This is a genomic window from Geomonas terrae (assembly GCF_004791675.1).
Taxonomy (GTDB): Bacteria; Desulfobacterota; Desulfuromonadia; order Geobacterales; family Geobacteraceae; genus Geomonas; species Geomonas edaphica.
In genome coordinates, this window is record NZ_SRSC01000005.1 from 80,417 (window position 1) to 95,672 (window position 15,256).

The following is a 15,256-nucleotide window of genomic DNA, read 5'->3' on the forward strand; positions in this document are numbered from 1 at the left end:
TCCGACCATGCCAGCATCTGCTGACGCGGCCATCGCTCACGCTGCGCCTGGAATAGATGACAGAACCTTGGTGGCATCCTCTCAGAGGAAAGCGGCTCAAGAGATCCAGTCAAACCTGCGGAAACCGCTGTAAAAAGCAAATCCCCCCCGTCCCCCCTTCGCAAAGGGGGAGCCTGCCCCCCGTAGCGTACCTTGGCGAAGGGGGGAGCGCGAGGGCACCGTTCTCAGCAAGAATCCCCCAAGAACGCAAAAAGAGGGGACGATTGCTCGTCCCCTCTTACATACAACGGTGCCGCCTTTGACTATTTTCCTATAGGCGGGTGCCCCGGGGGCATGGTCTGGCCACCTGCAGGCTGGCCGCCCTTGATGCCGGAGGCGAAATAGATGACGTCGAAGGTGCGATTGAGGCTCTTGCTGCTGAAGGAATTCATCGGCATCGCGTTCTCGATCTCGATCTCCTGCCCGACCTTCAACTGCATGACCGGCAGCGCCACCCAGACGCTCTTGCCGTCCTTTTCGAGGCGCGCGTAGCTGTATCCGCCGGCATCCATGGTTTCGGCTACCTTGCCGCCAATCGCCTTCATGGAGATCGGGGGAGCCTGATCATGCGTCACGAGCCCATCCGAGAAGATGATCTCGTCGAACTTCCGGCTCAGCGACTTGCTGGTGAAGTTCTTCAGTACCATCCCCTTCTTGACCTCAACCTCCTTGCCCACCTCCACCTTCGGATCACCACTCACTGCAGCCCATGTGGCCTTGCCGTCCTTCTCTACCTTGAGGTAGGTGTACCCGGCCACGTACATGCTCTCCGCGACCTTGCCTGACAGCGCGCGCACTTCGTAATCGGCAGGCTGCGGCGCATTCTGAGCCGCGGCGGGCTCTGCCGCCGGTTTCGCCGCAGGCTTGGATACCGTGGCGCATCCCGCCTGGAAAAGTGCCATGACGCCAAGTGACATGCTCGCTGCTGCTACCATCCGTTTTTTCATTCCTTGTCTCCTTACACATTTCATATTGCGTGCTACATGGGCGGCTGTCGTTACTGCCGCTCTGAAACTCTCAATGGTTCTGCGTGGCACTCCTGTGCTCCAGCATCGAGCGCGCGCTGTCCAAGTCTCTGCGGTACTCCGGGCGCCCAGGCTCGATGCTTGCTGCGCACTGGAAGAAGACGACAGCCTTGTCCATGTCGTTGCTCCGGGCATGGATTGTGCCGATCTTGTAGTAGATGTCTGCATCCGCAGGAGTAAGCCTCAGCGCGATCTGGTACTGCTCCAGGGCCTGCGTGGTGAGGCCGGACTGCCGGTACAAGTCGCCCAGGTTGATATGCGGAGCAGCTTCTTGCGGCGCCAGACGGATGGCCTCGCTGAGGGCGGCCGCCGCCTGCTCGATCCTCCCCGTTTTTTCCATGATAACTCCTATCAGGTTGTAGGCGTAGGGCATGGTGGGGGCCAGTCGTGCCGCCTGCAAGGCGTGCTCCAGTGCCTCGTCAGTGCGATGCGCCTTTTGAAAGGCGAGAGCCAGGTTGTAGTGCGGTCTTGCCTTGTTCGGTGCCTTCTCCACCGCGTCGGACCAGAGAGTCACGTCACTCGCCCATGCTTGGTTGCGCACGAAGGTCGTGCAGGCAAGGGCAAGCACAAGTACGCCGATGACGACCCCGGTTGCTTTTGCCGGTAGACGCTGCAACAAAAGCGAGGCGAGCGCTGCGAGCGCGATGAAGGCGCCTGCCGAGGGGAGATAGACGCGGTGTTCGAAGATCACGTCGGCGATCGGGATGATGCTCGATTCGACCGAGAGGGTGATGAAGAACCAGAGAATGCCGAAGGAGACGAGCCTAAGTAGCGGCTCCCCGCGTGAACTGCGCAGCAAAAAGTAAAGGGAGAGGACCAGCAGCGCGAAAAGGAGCAGGAAGGAGAGCGCGACGGGGGCGTCCCCGAAGGAGTGGTAGACCGGAAAGTCGTAATCGATGGTCTGGTGTACGGGTAAAAAGAGGAGCCTCAGGTAAGTGGTGATCACGGCGAACTGGGTATAGAGGTAGTCCAGCCGCGATATCCCGCTTTCTACTCTGGTGAGGGTGTCGACGTCGCCGATGAGGCTCCCGATGGGGCGCCCTGTGCCGAGCAGGCTGATCGGAACCACCACCACCATCAACGCCATCGGGGCCAGGAAGAGGAGTCTCTTCGTGGCGCTCATCCTGAAGAAGAGGAACTCGTAGAGCACGACGACGAAGGGGAGTGTGAAGGCGATCTCCTTCGTTTTCATAGCGCATCCGGCGGCGGCCAGGGCGCCAAGGTAGAGCAGCACTGGCTTCCAGTGCAGCGCCCTGGCCCCCACTTGCTGTAGCAGGCGCGCTTTCCCGTAGCAGAGAAGGGAAAGGACGAAGAATAGGGTGGCAAGGGAAGCCAGCCTCTGGATGATGTAGGTGACCGCCTGCGTCTGGACGGGATGCGCGACGAAGAGAAGGGCGGCGAAAAGCGGCAAAAAACGGTAGGAGGCGGTCTCTTCCGCGCCGGCATTGCGCTCGGCAAAGAAGGGTGTCTGCAGCGTCAGGGCGGCGAGCCCGTATACCAGGCAGGCCGTCAACGCGTGAACCGCCAAGTTGAATATGTGGTAGCCGGTGACGTCCAGCCCGCCGAGACGGTAATTCATCGCCACCGACAGGTAACCGATGAACCTGCGGGGATTGTAAGCGTACCCATCACCCCCAAGGAAGCGCCCCAGGTCTTTTATGACGCCATTGTTAATGATCGAGGTTTCGTCGTCCAGTAAGAAGGGGACGTGGAAGGTGTTAGAGTAGGCGATTGCCCCGACCAGCACGATGATGAAGAGGTGGAGCGCCGGCCTGTAAGACGGTTTTGTGTTCATGGCGGACCTTCTGAGTGATTTTGCGCGTAATTTAGCATAAATGGTGGTGGGAGAACAGTTTAAACAGCGTTTACCAAAGAACTTTTGCGCTTCTGAGCCCCTTCACGCGCACCGCTCACGCGACGCGGCACGCAGGGGAGGTCGGGAAAAAATTTTCGGTCATTTAGCGGTGTGTCCGAACTGAGGGCGAGCTGTGTATCGTTGATGCGGTGGCCGCTCCATTGGGCTTTTGTCCCGTCGCGGCATCCGGTTTCACGGCGGAAAGGAGAGGGGTGCGTTCAGTTAAAACGCTGGTTCGTGGTTGTAACTTGTTGTTTTATCGGCATAAAAATCAAAATCTTACTAAATGTTTTCCATGAGCCTCCGATTAGTAACCAAAAGGCGGGAAGGGCGTTACACACTCCGGGCCTTTGCAGGCTTTTGTTTCATCCCTAGAAAGGAAAGGAGGAAGAGAAGGCAGTCTGCATGTGATGGTGGCAGTAGAAGCAACCGCATCAAATGTTCATCATTCCAATGAAAAAGGAGAGCAAACCATGAACAAGAAGATGATGTTGTCTGTACTGGGTATCGTTGCTGTTTCCTCGAGCCTAGCATTCGCCGATACGACGCCGGGGAGCGGGGTGCTTAACTCCATCCACGACATGAACCACTATGCGGGGGTCACCGCCGATACGCAGGGACGGGTATGCGCTTTCTGCCATACGCCGCACCACGCCCTCACCTCGACCGCAGCCGGAGATTACCTGCCGCTTTGGTCACACACCCTTACAACTAATAACTATTTGCCCTACGCTTCAGCCACTATCGATGCCACCATTACTGCCGGAGTAATGATGGAGGGGCCGAGCAAGCTATGCATGAGTTGCCATGACGGTGGAATCGCCGTCGATACACATTATGCGACGACCGGGACGGTGGTTCTGACGGATAAGGACAGTTGGGGACAGGCGGGAATCGCGCAGACTTCTTCGCTAAGCAACGACCACCCGATCGGTTTCATCTTCGACGCAGCTGACGGGGGGGTTGCAGCAGGCCCCACGACAGGTGACCCGTCGTCCGTCTCCCAGTCACAAGCCGGTCAGGACAAGTGGATCCGCAATAAAGAAGCGACGTATCTTGGGAATACCGCTCTTCAAATAAAAGACCGCCTTTACACCGGGAGTCTAGGCAAGCCGATCATGACCTGCGCGACATGCCATGACGTTCACAACAAGAAGAACGTCGATGCCGCGAACGCAACAAACTACCTGCTGCTCTCGCCGAACCTCGACTCGCAGCTTTGCCTCACCTGTCACATCAAGTAGCCGCTGCATAAAAAAGGCCCCCGTCCACCGACGGGGGCCTTTCCCGTCTCTCCATGAAATGCCTTCAGGTTTAACCGTCGCATTTTGTCTTATCCCCCTTCATCCCTGTAAATCGCCTTTGTTTCGCCTCTCTTTGCGCCTTTGCGTCTTTGCGTGAGGAAGCCTGCGGGCGGCGCCTGTATTTTTTTTCGATATTTTATTGACATCTTTTAATGGATCGCTATATTTGAGGTGTTTGTTAAATTCAACTAACTTGGAGGGGCAATGGTTAATACCTTGAAGTTGGACTTCTTGCGGGCGCCGATACCCGCGCGGATCGTCAAGGGGAGGGTCATCATCGCCGCGATGACCGGTAACCCCTTCTTTCCCGAGCCGTGGTCTGAGCATACCACTACGCTTGCCCGCTTGAACGAGGTGACCCACAACCTGGAGGTCAGTCATCTCGAAAGCCTGGGAGGGGGCAAGGGGAAGATCGCAATGCGCGTGCTCTACGAGAAGGAGTATGCCGAGGAATTCAGATCGCTGGCGGCTTACGTCACGCTTGTCGCGAAGGGGGACATGCAGAAGCTCACCGCCTCGGGCTTCGATGTAACGAAAGCGGTCCCGGTTCAGAACAAGAAGCACGCCCATGAAACGGTGCCCGTCTTTGAAGTGAAGCAGGGGGCACAAAGGGGCAGCGTCCTCTTCAGGGCAAAGAGCATTGCCGGAGCGGCGAGCTTTGAAGTTCACTTTGCGGTGGGAGACCCGGCCGTGGAGAGCAACTGGAAGCACGGAGCAGTCTTCGCACGCTGCACCGGAATGGAGCTGGGAGGGCTGACCGCCGGCGTGGACCACTACTTCAGGATGAGGGCGATCACCAACGTGGGGCCCGGGCCCTGGTCACCTCCCTTACCCTTCATGCCCACCTGAGAAAGAGCAAAAAGGGCCCGTGCCGAAGCACGGGCCCTTTCCTTTTCCCCCTTAGATGTGATTCTCCCGCCCGCAAAGCAAGCCACAAACCATTTTTCAGCTCCATCCCCTTCATCCCTGTTTACCGCTTCAGGTTTCGCCTCTTGCCGAAAACAAGCTTGCAGGAGCGATCTCAAGCTTGATTTTGACAAAATCAAGCTTGTTAGAGCGTTCCCAAGCATGTTTTTGATAAAATCATGCTTGGGATCATGAACTTTTGGGTAAAGAACAGGCTCTTTCTCCTTTTTAGCGTTCTCGCAAGCACGATTTGGAGGATTTTGGCACGGTTTTGGTCTGTAAAGCGGAGAAAACGGTGGAAAACAGGTTGGAGGGAGCGATTTCAAGCTTGAGGACGCGTTCTCAAGCTTGATTTTGGCAAAATCACGCTTGAAGTCGCGATAACATGCTTGATTTTGAGAAAATCATGCTTGAGATCGCTCCAACACGTCAAAAGCAAGGATCATTTCACAGGGATGAAGGGGATGCAGGGGATAACGTCCGAACCGAAGGCTTAAAAGATAGAACGCAAAGGCGCCAAGCCGCGAAGACGCAAAGGGAAACCACAAAAAGCCTTATAGGTTTAACCCGATTAGGATCTTTGCTTTTATCCCCTTCATCCCTGTTAATCGGTTTGTCTTCTTGGCGGGCCTGCATCAAAACAATCACTCCCCAGCCCTTCAATCAAACAAGCAGAGTCCTCGAGGCCTGGCCGTTTAGCAGGATCTGTTGGTGTATCTATCCTTTCATTATTAACAATTGATGCTGTCGGTGGTAGTACTTCTCTTGCATGACATCTTCTGATACTTCTGTAGGAATTCATAACCGGCTGTGTATGCGCAGAAATGTGGCCAATAGTACCCTTTCATAAATGCTGATTATGTGATAAGTGGGAAGTGTAAACTTAGCTATAGCCAACAAAATATTATTAAAAGTGGGCGCGCCATGTCTGTTCCTTTACAAGCACCTCTTAGGCAATATCAGCAATTCGCGACGGAAATAGATACAGCTGTGCAGTCGGCGCTATCGAGCGGTCGGTGGCTTTTTGGCACTAGTGTAGATCAATTTGAGAAAAGCTTTGCGGCTTACTGTCGTGTGCCGTTTGTGATTACCGTCGCAAATGGCACCGATGCTCTTGAAATATCCCTCATAGCGGCGGGAGCAAAGGGGCGCGAAGTCATCACTGTTGCCAATGCCGGTGGTTACACGACAACCGCTTGCAGAATCATCGGTGCGATCCCGGTATATGTCGATATAGATCCAGAAACTCTCCTCATGTCTCCGCAGCATGCCCTTGCTGCCGTGACAAAGGACACTGCCGCACTGGTTGTGACACACCTCTATGGACGCATGGCAGACGTCGAGGCTTTCCGCACCGGTCTTGCCGCCATGGGCCGAGAGGATGTCGTCATTATCGAAGATTGCGCTCAGGCACACGGCGCTTTATTGAACGGGAAGCGTGCCGGGAGCTGCGGAGACCTCGCCACCTTCAGCTTCTATCCTACAAAAAACCTGGGTGCCATGGGGGATGGGGGGGCGATAGCGTGTCACGCCCCGGATATCGCGGCCAAGATCAGGGCTCTCAGTCAGTACGGCTGGTCCCAACGCTACTGCAGCACTGTTGCTCACGGCAGAAACAGCCGTATGGACGAAATACAGGCTGCGATCCTTCTGTCCAAGCTCCCCCACTTGGATGACTGGAACGAGAGGCGCCGCCAAATCGTTCAGCGATACCGGGCTGCCGCTTCAGCGGCATTCAATTGCTGGAACACCGATTCCCCTGCATTCGTAGCCCATCTCGCCGTCTGTCGCCATCGGCAGAGAGACCATATCCGAGCCGTTCTTTCCGAGGCCGGCGTTGCGACGGATGTTCACTATCCCACCCTCGACTGTGACCAGCCCAGCCAGCAAGGCTTGCCGATGGTAGTTCACGACCTGCACGAAAGTCGCGCGGCATCCCGTGAGATTTTCACCTTGCCCTGTTTCCCTGAGATGACTGAAGACGAAGTATCGCTTGTGGTCAGCGCGCTGCAATCAAACGGGTGATCGAGGAACCTGCATGAGCCAAGACTGCCATTCCACCCCAGACTACTCCCTGATCATTCCGGTCTATAAAAATGAAGAAAACATCGACGATCTGTTGATGGCTCTCACGCGCTTGCACGAAGCGGTCGGCGGCAAGATGGAAGTTGTCTTTGTCGTTGACGGCTCGCCTGACCATTCATATGCCCTGCTTTATGAGGCTCTTCCTCGGGCGGGTTTCCCATCACAACTTGTTGCGCTCTCCCGAAACTACGGGTCGTTTGCCGCCATCCGGATCGGGCTCGAGATAGCATGCGGTAAATACTGCGCGGTGATGGCCGCCGATCTCCAAGAGCCGCCAGAGTTGATCACGTCCTTTTTCGCGGTACTGGACCAAGGCGAGGCGGATGTGGTCTTCGGGATGCGTACGGGGAGGGACGACGGTTTTTTCTCCGGCCTGTGCTCGGCGGCCTTCTGGGCTCTTTATCGGAAGCTGGTTTCTCCAGATATGCCTAAGGGGGGTGTCGACCTTTTCGGCTGCAACCAATTGGTACGGAAAGCGATTTTGTCGATTTCGGAGCCGAACTCCTCGCTTGTCGCGCAGTTGTTCTGGGTGGGGTTCAGACGAAAGTTCATTCCCTATCGGCGGCTGCCTCGTGAGAAAGGTAAAAGCGCGTGGAAGTTTCGCTCCCGATTCAAGTACATGCTTGATAGCATTTTTTCCTACTCGGAACTTCCGGTCATCATCCTTTTGTGGACCGGTGGAATAGGACTCGCCGTCTCTTTCTTCTTCGGGATCACGACATTGCTGGCCCATCTTCTTGGGTACATCGAGGTTCCGGGGTACACGACTCTCATTTTGCTGCAGGTCTTTTTTGCCTCCTCTCTTTTGTTTACCCAAGGGATCATCGCCTCTTATCTGTGGCGGGCCTTCGAAAATACGAAAAAACGACCGCTGGCATTGGTCCAGAACCACACTGAATTTAACAGGAAGGATTGATACATGGATGACGTCTTCGTGCATGCCCACGGCATCTGCGAAAGCAGGCAGGTCGGCAGTGGAACGCGGATCTGGGCTTTTGCACATGTGCTCCCCGGAGCGAAAATCGGCAAGAACTGCAACATCTGCGACAATGTTTTCATTGAAAACGACGTCGTCATTGGCGACGACGTGACTATCAAATGTGGCGTGCAAATCTGGGACGGCCTGCGCATAGGCGACAAGGTTTTCATTGGCCCGAACGCCACCTTCACTAACGATATCTTCCCGCGATCAAAAGAGTACCCGGAAGCCTTTGCTCAAACGCGCATTGGCGATGGTGCATCCATTGGTGCCAATGCGACAATCCTTCCGGGACTGCAGATCGGTGCCAAGGCAATGATCGGTGCGGGGGCCGTGGTGACGAAGAACGTGCCGCCCAATGCCATTGTCACCGGAAACCCTGCGACGATAAGCGGCTACGTCAACATAAGCAGGGAGAAGGTCAGGAGTTTCACCGCTGGTGCGCCAGACTTGCAGTCAGTGACGGAACCCGTGAGCCTTCATGTCGGCGGGGCGATGCTCTACCCGCTGCCGCGCTTCTCAGACATGAGAGGGGAGCTCTCCCCGATCGATTTCGGAAAAGACCTCCCTTTTAAGCCAACGCGGCACTTTCTGGTTTTCAACGTTCCGGGAGGAAAGGTGCGCGGAGAACATGCGCACAAAGTCTGCGCCCAGTTTTTGATGGTGATCAGGGGCAAGGTCAGCATAGTCCTCGATGACGGTAATGATACCTGCGAAGTCTCGCTTGATAGCCCGTCCGCCGGAGTGTATCTGCCGCCGAGTGTCTGGGGCATCCAGTACAAATTCACCCACGATGCGATTTTGTCGGTGTACGCATCTCACCCCTATGATCCTGAGGACTATATCCGGTCCTACGAGGAATATCTTTCTTATATTCCGAATAAGTGCATGCAGGGCTAAGATCCGGGCGTTAAAGGTACCTTGAAATGAAATTGCGTAATGAAGCTTTTGCGGATGTTGCCTTTCCGTTGCTGATACTCACCATCCAGAACCTGTTGGTCTTTAGCGGACATTACTTCAACCACTATCTTTTCCCCTGGGATTTCGCACAGGCATACTACGGGTTCACGGCATTTTGGACCTCGGCCGTGGATCAGGGGCTTTTCCCGCAATGGGTGCCGTTTCAAGCCATGGGATACCCGCTGGCTTTGAACCTTCAATCGGGTCTTTACTATCCCCCGCTCTGGATTTTCCCCGCCCTTGGCCTGCCATATACTCTCACAGCCGCCGTCATGCTTCAGTGTTTGCATGTTCTTTTCGGGGGCTTCGGGATGTTCTTCCTGCTCCGGCTGAAATTGGGGGGGCGCATGATACCGCTGGTCGGTGCCCTTATGTTCCAGTTCTTCGGAGGTTTCTATTCCAATGCCGAACATGTCGACATCATCAGAGCCTTCGCATTCATGCCATGGCTTTTGTTCGTCTTTTCCTTCGAACCTGGGGGGGCGGAGGCAAGCTGCAGACCACTGTGGCAGCAATACCTTTTCGGGAATAAGCCTAGGAATCTGTTCATTCCGCTTTTTATCTTCCTGATGGCAACCGGGGGATACCCTGGGAATTTCATCTCCGGGCTGTTCATGCTTGCGATCTATGTCGTGCTGCAAACGTGTCGCAGCTACCTTGCCTCGAGGTCCCTCGTAGTATCCGGCTCTATAGCCCTTCCTGCATTGCTGCTTACCATTGTCGGGCTTGCCATGTCCATCGTCCACCTCGGGCCGACATGGGTGGAGAAGGCAAGTCTCACCCGAGAGCAGACGTCGGCCACCATCCAGAAAATGGGATTGTGGCTGACAGAGATCCCGACGCTTTACCTCTCGAATGCGTCGCTGCCGGGTGAAATTTCGATGACATCCTGCTACGTCACTTTGCCGGCTGTGATCCTCTGTTTCTTCCTGCCGCTCCGGAAGTTAAAGGAATACTGGATCGAAGTCGTACTGTTGGTTCTTGCGCTTTTGATGGTGCCAGGCCCACGTAGCCCGTTCTTCACCCTCATAACAAAAATTCTCCCGCCGCTGAACTATTCCAGGTTTCCGACGAGCGACTACCGTATCTTCATCGGGGTCATCCTCATCCTTTTGGCTGCCGTAGCTTTGAAATCGTTGTCTCATGCACCACAGGGACTGGCAGCGCTGGTGACCCGAGCTTCGGCGTCAATTGTGTTCATCGGTTCTGGGTACTATTACTTTCAGAGTATCGATCCGTTGCTCTCGGTTTCATCGGCGCAATTTGCAGCCTTCCTGGCGGTTTCCATACTGACCCTCGCTGTGCTTTTTAGTATCGGCATGAAGCGCTGCATCCCCCTTGAAACGGCATTGATCCTCCTTGCACTTCTTGTTTTGGGAGACGGGCTCAGGGTCCTTCCAAAGATAGAGTTGCACAGGCCTGGAATGATCATCAGCACATGGCGCGATAAAGACGCTTACTCGGGATACAAGGCTTACGGTTACCCCCTCGGCGCCGGTAGAAAACTCGCCATATATGAAGCGATTAAAAACTCTCCGCCTTCACGTCCGCGGCGTATCGACGCTACGGACCACTTGTTGTTCACGTGGGCCGGGTACTTGACGGCAAACTATATGACTTCCGACCTTGGCGGCACGAAGATGACGGCACGGGAGGAGATTGAAAAACATCCGCTTACGAAGGAGATCATGATCAGCCCGTGGAGCATACTGTTACTGCGGCACGGCGAACCTGCCCCTTTGGCACCGAATGAGAGCCTTGAACAGAAAGCCTACGGCATCAATGATATCGCCTACGAGATATCACTGGAGAGTCCACGGTTGATGGTGGAGAATGAGATGTATTTTAAAGGGTGGACGGCTGATTTGAAGACAGCGAACTCTGAACTCAAAATAGCTGCAACGAGTATAGGGGAAGGGCTGAGGGCGTGGGAGTTGCCTTCAGGAAGATACCGTATGATTGCCCACTTTGAGTTCCCTAATCTCAACGTGTATCGAGCTGTGAGCATTTCAGCTATTTTGGTGTGGTTTATACTTTGCTTTCTCAGGATTGGAAAACCTGCCTTTCGGCGGGTTCAAGTCGCTGAAAGTGAGCTTAGTACGTAACCGGCCCTTTCGTTTTTGTGTAGGCTTCCACCGTGTTAAGAAATTGCTTCATTTCCTGCGATAGAATTCGACATTCGCTACACGGATTTCGGAACAAGCGGGCGCGCCGGTGCTTGAAATGGACATGCTTTCAGGCTGGTCCACAAAAAGCCAGTTGGGGGCGCTGTCCAGCGGGATCAGCAGGGATCCGTTCTCCGCAGTGAACCGTATGGAATTCTCCGCTCGTTGCGGGTCCTTCACCTTTTCCACCCAACTGAGCACCAAATCCTGCTGTGGGAATCTGGTACCGGATGCACAACTAAAGTCTACGCGCAAGAAAGAGGTCTCCGATCCTTTCAAGTGCAGAGGCTTGGTGTCAATTTGGGCCGAGGTCTTTGTCGTGACGGCAGCAGCCTTGCCTGTGGACGCCAACCTGGGCTGCAGGGAAGCCAATGAGTGCCCCCACGCCACGGGAATCTTCCCCAGAACTTCCGGTTTGAAGGCCTTGGAAAGCAGGGCTCTCTCCGTTTCGGCTTTCTTTGACGGGCTGAGGGGCTCCGTTCGCTTAAGGACAACAGTGCGCCATTGCGACAACTGAGACTTCCGCACCGGGGGACCACTAAACCGGATGGTTGCTCCTTGCATACCTGCGATGCTTCTTGAACTTCCGTCGGGTAAAACGATGGAGTCGCCCGGTGCCACAGCTAAAAGGTGGATGGGGTCTTCCAATACCAGGCCATTGCCGGCGGTCACCGTTCCCCAGGCGGCATCGTCTTTGGGAGCCAAGGGGACCTGCTCGAGTTGAGGAATGGTCGGAAGGGTACGGGCCCGGTCCGGTTGAACGAGGAAAATGAACCTGCCGCGTTTGATGGGCTGGTACGATAACGCCACGCGCCGGTAAATCGTGTTGGCGCGAAGCGGCAAGGGGCCGCCGTCGTGCAGGATGTTATCCCCCCAGACGAGGATGACCGGCGGAAGTCTGTCTCCGACCCGTGCCAGCATCCTTTGCTGCATGGCAGTGGACGGCGCATTGTAGATGGCCGCTTCGAGCAGAGGGGCCGGCAGGTTGAGAAAGTAGTACCTGGCGGCGTGGTTTGTCAGGTCCAGGTAGGTTTCGCCCTCATGCAACAACTCTGAAAGTTCTCTCCTTAATTCCACCAGCTCGTCAAAGCGTCTGTCCGGCAGGATGAGGTTGCCGATGTGCGGGGGGAGGGCGCTGTTTCGATCCATCGAGGCTCTGGCCTTCGCGTCGACCTGGACCTCCTGGAAGGGAAGCCTTAGGTAGTCAACAGGCTCAGGGTAACGGTCGTAAATCCCTGTACCCAAGCCACCGAAGAACGAACATGCTAAGGCGATAAGACTCCAGTGTCGGGGAGCCGTGACATGGAAGGCGAGGATCGGCACCACGCCGCCGACGAGCCACAGCGTCAGTGTCCCGGTGCGGGTTATCGCTGGGTCGATTCGACCGAAGCTGTACATGGAGGAGATCACCAGGAAAAGCAGAGTGCAGGCCGCCAGCGCCAGTGTCACATCAGGCCCGTTGCCTGATTCCTCCCGCGCGCGGCTCCAGATGAACAAGGTGAGAAAGGGCATGCAGATGACCCAGCCAAACCGTATGATTTCCATCAAGAGGGCGGACTTTAATACCCCATCTCCATCGGTGGTGCTGAAGAGCGTCGAAACCCAGCTGATGCCGTTTGCTGCCGTGTTCGCTGCGGAATTTTCTCTAAGAAAGGTGATTAGATTCAGAGCGATGCGGCCGGCAGGTGTAACTACACAAAGTAGCGCAACGATAACGGCAAGTGCACCCACCATGTAAAGGAAACCGCGAAGATCCCTTCTCCAGCCGCGAACCGCCATCAGTAAGGCGAACGGTGCCGTCGCCAAGGCAAAGGCTGTCCCTGTCGACATCATGTAAAAGACCATAAAACACGATGTCCCCATCCAAGCCACCAGCCAAGCCTTTTCACGTCGCAGCAGCTGCGGGGCCAATAGTACGAGAAAAGCGGGGAGTACGAAGTAGTAGTGCTCAGAAAGGACGGGTATCGTTAGCGCGATCACGAATGCGATAGCTGCGGGAAGCAGGTTTCTCAGCATGAGGAAAGTCAGTGCTGCCGTCGCTATGTAGATCATCCTTCCCACTATCATCATGGAAGGGGCTGATCCGTCGAAAAATAGCGAGTTGCTGAAACCGTAAAGCAGGTAAACCATTCCACGGGGGTAATTGAGGTCAACGAACGGCAGCTTGCCTTGGCTGGTCAGTTGTTGCCAAGGGAGAAGCTTTTCGCCGAAGTGGTAGTCGTCGCCCGGGTACACGGGGAGTGTGGCCCCATTGGCCTTGAGAAACACTATGATGGGCAGTAGCGACCACGAGCTGATCGTATCGCCCAGGTGCACAGGCTCCGTGCGGTTTCTCTTCAACAGCGCAGCGACTGATATGGCAACCACAGTCCAAATGACGGCGAACAGGTATGGGGAGGGAGAGTAGCCCTGAAACAACCGGTCATCCTCTTTCCATGGAGGAGGGACCAAGACAAACAAAAGCAGGGGGAGTGGGAGTTGAAAGGCTAACACCGCCCTGAAAATCCGTTGCTTCAGCTTTTCAACCGAATCGGACAGGGCGAAAACCAAAATGGCGGCAATCAAGGCCAGGATTGCAAAGATCCGTACAACTGATGTTATGTGGACTGCTTGCCCTAAAAAGACCAACCGTTCATGCAACTCTACGGAGGCCCTGCCGGCAAAGGTAAGCAGCGCAAGGATCGCCATGACGCCGAAGAATGCCATCAGCAGGATGCCACCCACGATGTCCGTGACGTCCCGAGCCGTTACTTCCTCCTTGAATCGGGTCAGGCCTGTCGCCGAAAGCAGGGTGAGCGCTATGGCAGCGCAAGAGATGGCAGGTATGCCGTAATCCGGCTTAAGCGCGACGAACTGTGCGCCGGCCCAAAGTAGTGCAGGGAGAACGCACGCTGAAGAAAGGTTGTTGAAGGCTTCTGCCATTGGGCCTCGTTCATCGCCTCTGCCCAGGGTAGCGATCAACATCCGGGAGGCCATGAAAACAAGACCGAAGACAGCGCAAAAAACGCCGATGGCAAGATAATCGTAGCTTTTATTGATGGCAGGCACGGTTATGGCGCCAACGATGAAGTCAGGATAGCCTTGTGAGGCCCTGAAATATCGGGCGGAAAGAATGACACCTCCTGCTGCGCACAGAGAAAGTACTAAAGCGGCAAAAACTACACCGATGCTGATTGCTTGCTCCTCTGATTTCCGCACTACGCCATCCCCTTGAGACCTTTCATCACTCCTAGGAAGCACCTAGCTGTCTCTCCTGCGCATTTCCCACCACAGGTATTTAAGCAGTCTTTTCGCGGTGGGGAGGATCTTGAAGTTGCTTTCCCCAAACGGACGAGCCACTTCATGAACCGGGAATTCACATCGCTTGATGCGAAGTCGATACGACCTTATAACCATCTCGATATCGATGGAGAGGCCGTGATCAACAGGGTTCATCCTCTTGAAACCCGATACGCTGAACCCCTTGTACCCATGCAGCACGTCTTTGATGGCATGCCCTTCACGACGCCATATGAGGGCAGCAAAGGTAGCTAACCCGAGGACGCCCCACTTTCTCGGCTTAAAAAGGGCACTGTCCTCTTCGTTTCGTCCGCCTTCGATATTGCGGCTTGCGACCACCAACTCGTACCCAGCTTTAAAATGCGGCTCGAAATCGAGCAGGGTCGAAGGGCATATCGTGCCCTTTGGAAAGAAAACGACCACGGCATCTCCGGTAGATTTTTCGACGCTGTGTATGTACGCAGCATTGAGTCCCTTTTTCGGTTGCTGGTACACGGGGATTCCCTTCGATTCTAGATACTCGACGGTACCGTCGGTGCTCCCGCCATCGACGGCGTATACCTCGTGAAACTGGCCTACGGGCAGCCTGGGTACATCGATCTTGCACCCTTCCAATTCATTCCATACCAGCAGACAAAGAGAGATCTTCATAGTGCCCC

At 55.2% G+C, this 15,256-nt stretch carries 10 protein-coding genes; 6 read left to right on the top strand and 4 right to left on the bottom strand.

Annotated features, from left to right (window positions below; genetic code table 11):
• Positions 1–302 precede the first annotated feature (302 nt).
• On the bottom strand, positions 303–986 hold the full coding sequence (locus tag E4633_RS18530; RefSeq protein WP_135872528.1) for a hypothetical protein: 684 nt from the start codon (positions 984–986) through the stop codon (positions 303–305).
• A gap of 70 nt (positions 987–1,056) precedes the next feature.
• Positions 1,057–2,859: a tetratricopeptide repeat protein gene (locus E4633_RS18535; RefSeq protein WP_135872530.1), complete on the bottom strand. Its 1,803-nt coding sequence runs from the start codon at positions 2,857–2,859 to the stop codon at positions 1,057–1,059.
• Between the two features lie 533 nt (positions 2,860–3,392).
• Between E4633_RS18535 and E4633_RS18540 the strand changes: the two genes are divergently transcribed.
• From E4633_RS18540 to E4633_RS18565, 6 genes are all read left to right on the top strand, one after another.
• A complete protein-coding gene (locus E4633_RS18540) occupies positions 3,393–4,163 on the top strand; it encodes a cytochrome C (protein WP_135872532.1) in 771 nt (256 codons plus the stop codon).
• Positions 4,164–4,427: 264 nt separating this feature from the next.
• Positions 4,428–5,072: a fibronectin type III domain-containing protein gene (locus tag E4633_RS18545; protein WP_135872534.1), complete on the top strand. Its 645-nt coding sequence runs from the start codon at positions 4,428–4,430 to the stop codon at positions 5,070–5,072.
• A 981-nt stretch (positions 5,073–6,053) separates the two neighbouring features.
• On the top strand, positions 6,054–7,154 hold the full coding sequence (locus E4633_RS18550) for a DegT/DnrJ/EryC1/StrS family aminotransferase (protein WP_135872535.1): 1,101 nt from the start codon (positions 6,054–6,056) through the stop codon (positions 7,152–7,154).
• A gap of 13 nt (positions 7,155–7,167) precedes the next feature.
• Positions 7,168–8,130, top strand: a complete 963-nt coding sequence (locus tag E4633_RS18555) for a glycosyltransferase family 2 protein (protein WP_135872537.1) — start codon at positions 7,168–7,170, stop codon at positions 8,128–8,130.
• A gap of 3 nt (positions 8,131–8,133) precedes the next feature.
• Entirely contained in the window at positions 8,134–9,093 is a 960-nt protein-coding gene (locus E4633_RS20910) for a WxcM-like domain-containing protein (protein WP_135872540.1), read from the top strand.
• 26 nt (positions 9,094–9,119) lie between these two features.
• Positions 9,120–11,258, top strand: a complete 2,139-nt coding sequence (locus E4633_RS18565; protein WP_135872541.1) for a hypothetical protein — start codon at positions 9,120–9,122, stop codon at positions 11,256–11,258.
• 48 nt (positions 11,259–11,306) lie between these two features.
• Here E4633_RS18565 and E4633_RS18570 read toward each other — a convergent pair whose 3' ends face one another.
• The gene (locus E4633_RS18570; RefSeq protein ID WP_135872543.1) at positions 11,307–14,516 is read right to left on the bottom strand and encodes a hypothetical protein; all 3,210 of its coding nucleotides are present in this window, start codon (positions 14,514–14,516) and stop codon (positions 11,307–11,309) included.
• Between the two features lie 42 nt (positions 14,517–14,558).
• Positions 14,559–15,248: a glycosyltransferase gene (locus E4633_RS18575; RefSeq protein ID WP_135872545.1), complete on the bottom strand. Its 690-nt coding sequence runs from the start codon at positions 15,246–15,248 to the stop codon at positions 14,559–14,561.
• Positions 15,249–15,256 lie beyond the last annotated feature (8 nt).

Coding starts and splice junctions, on each gene's coding strand:
- E4633_RS18530 (WP_135872528.1), bottom strand. CDS start 986: ATGAAAAAACGGATGGTAGCAGCAGCGAGCATGTCACTTGGCGTCATG.
- E4633_RS18535 (WP_135872530.1), bottom strand. CDS start 2,859: ATGAACACAAAACCGTCTTACAGGCCGGCGCTCCACCTCTTCATCATC.
- E4633_RS18540 (WP_135872532.1), top strand. CDS start 3,393: ATGAACAAGAAGATGATGTTGTCTGTACTGGGTATCGTTGCTGTTTCC.
- E4633_RS18545 (WP_135872534.1), top strand. CDS start 4,428: ATGGTTAATACCTTGAAGTTGGACTTCTTGCGGGCGCCGATACCCGCG.
- E4633_RS18550 (WP_135872535.1), top strand. CDS start 6,054: ATGTCTGTTCCTTTACAAGCACCTCTTAGGCAATATCAGCAATTCGCG.
- E4633_RS18555 (WP_135872537.1), top strand. CDS start 7,168: ATGAGCCAAGACTGCCATTCCACCCCAGACTACTCCCTGATCATTCCG.
- E4633_RS20910 (WP_135872540.1), top strand. CDS start 8,134: ATGGATGACGTCTTCGTGCATGCCCACGGCATCTGCGAAAGCAGGCAG.
- E4633_RS18565 (WP_135872541.1), top strand. CDS start 9,120: ATGAAATTGCGTAATGAAGCTTTTGCGGATGTTGCCTTTCCGTTGCTG.
- E4633_RS18575 (WP_135872545.1), bottom strand. CDS start 15,248: ATGAAGATCTCTCTTTGTCTGCTGGTATGGAATGAATTGGAAGGGTGC.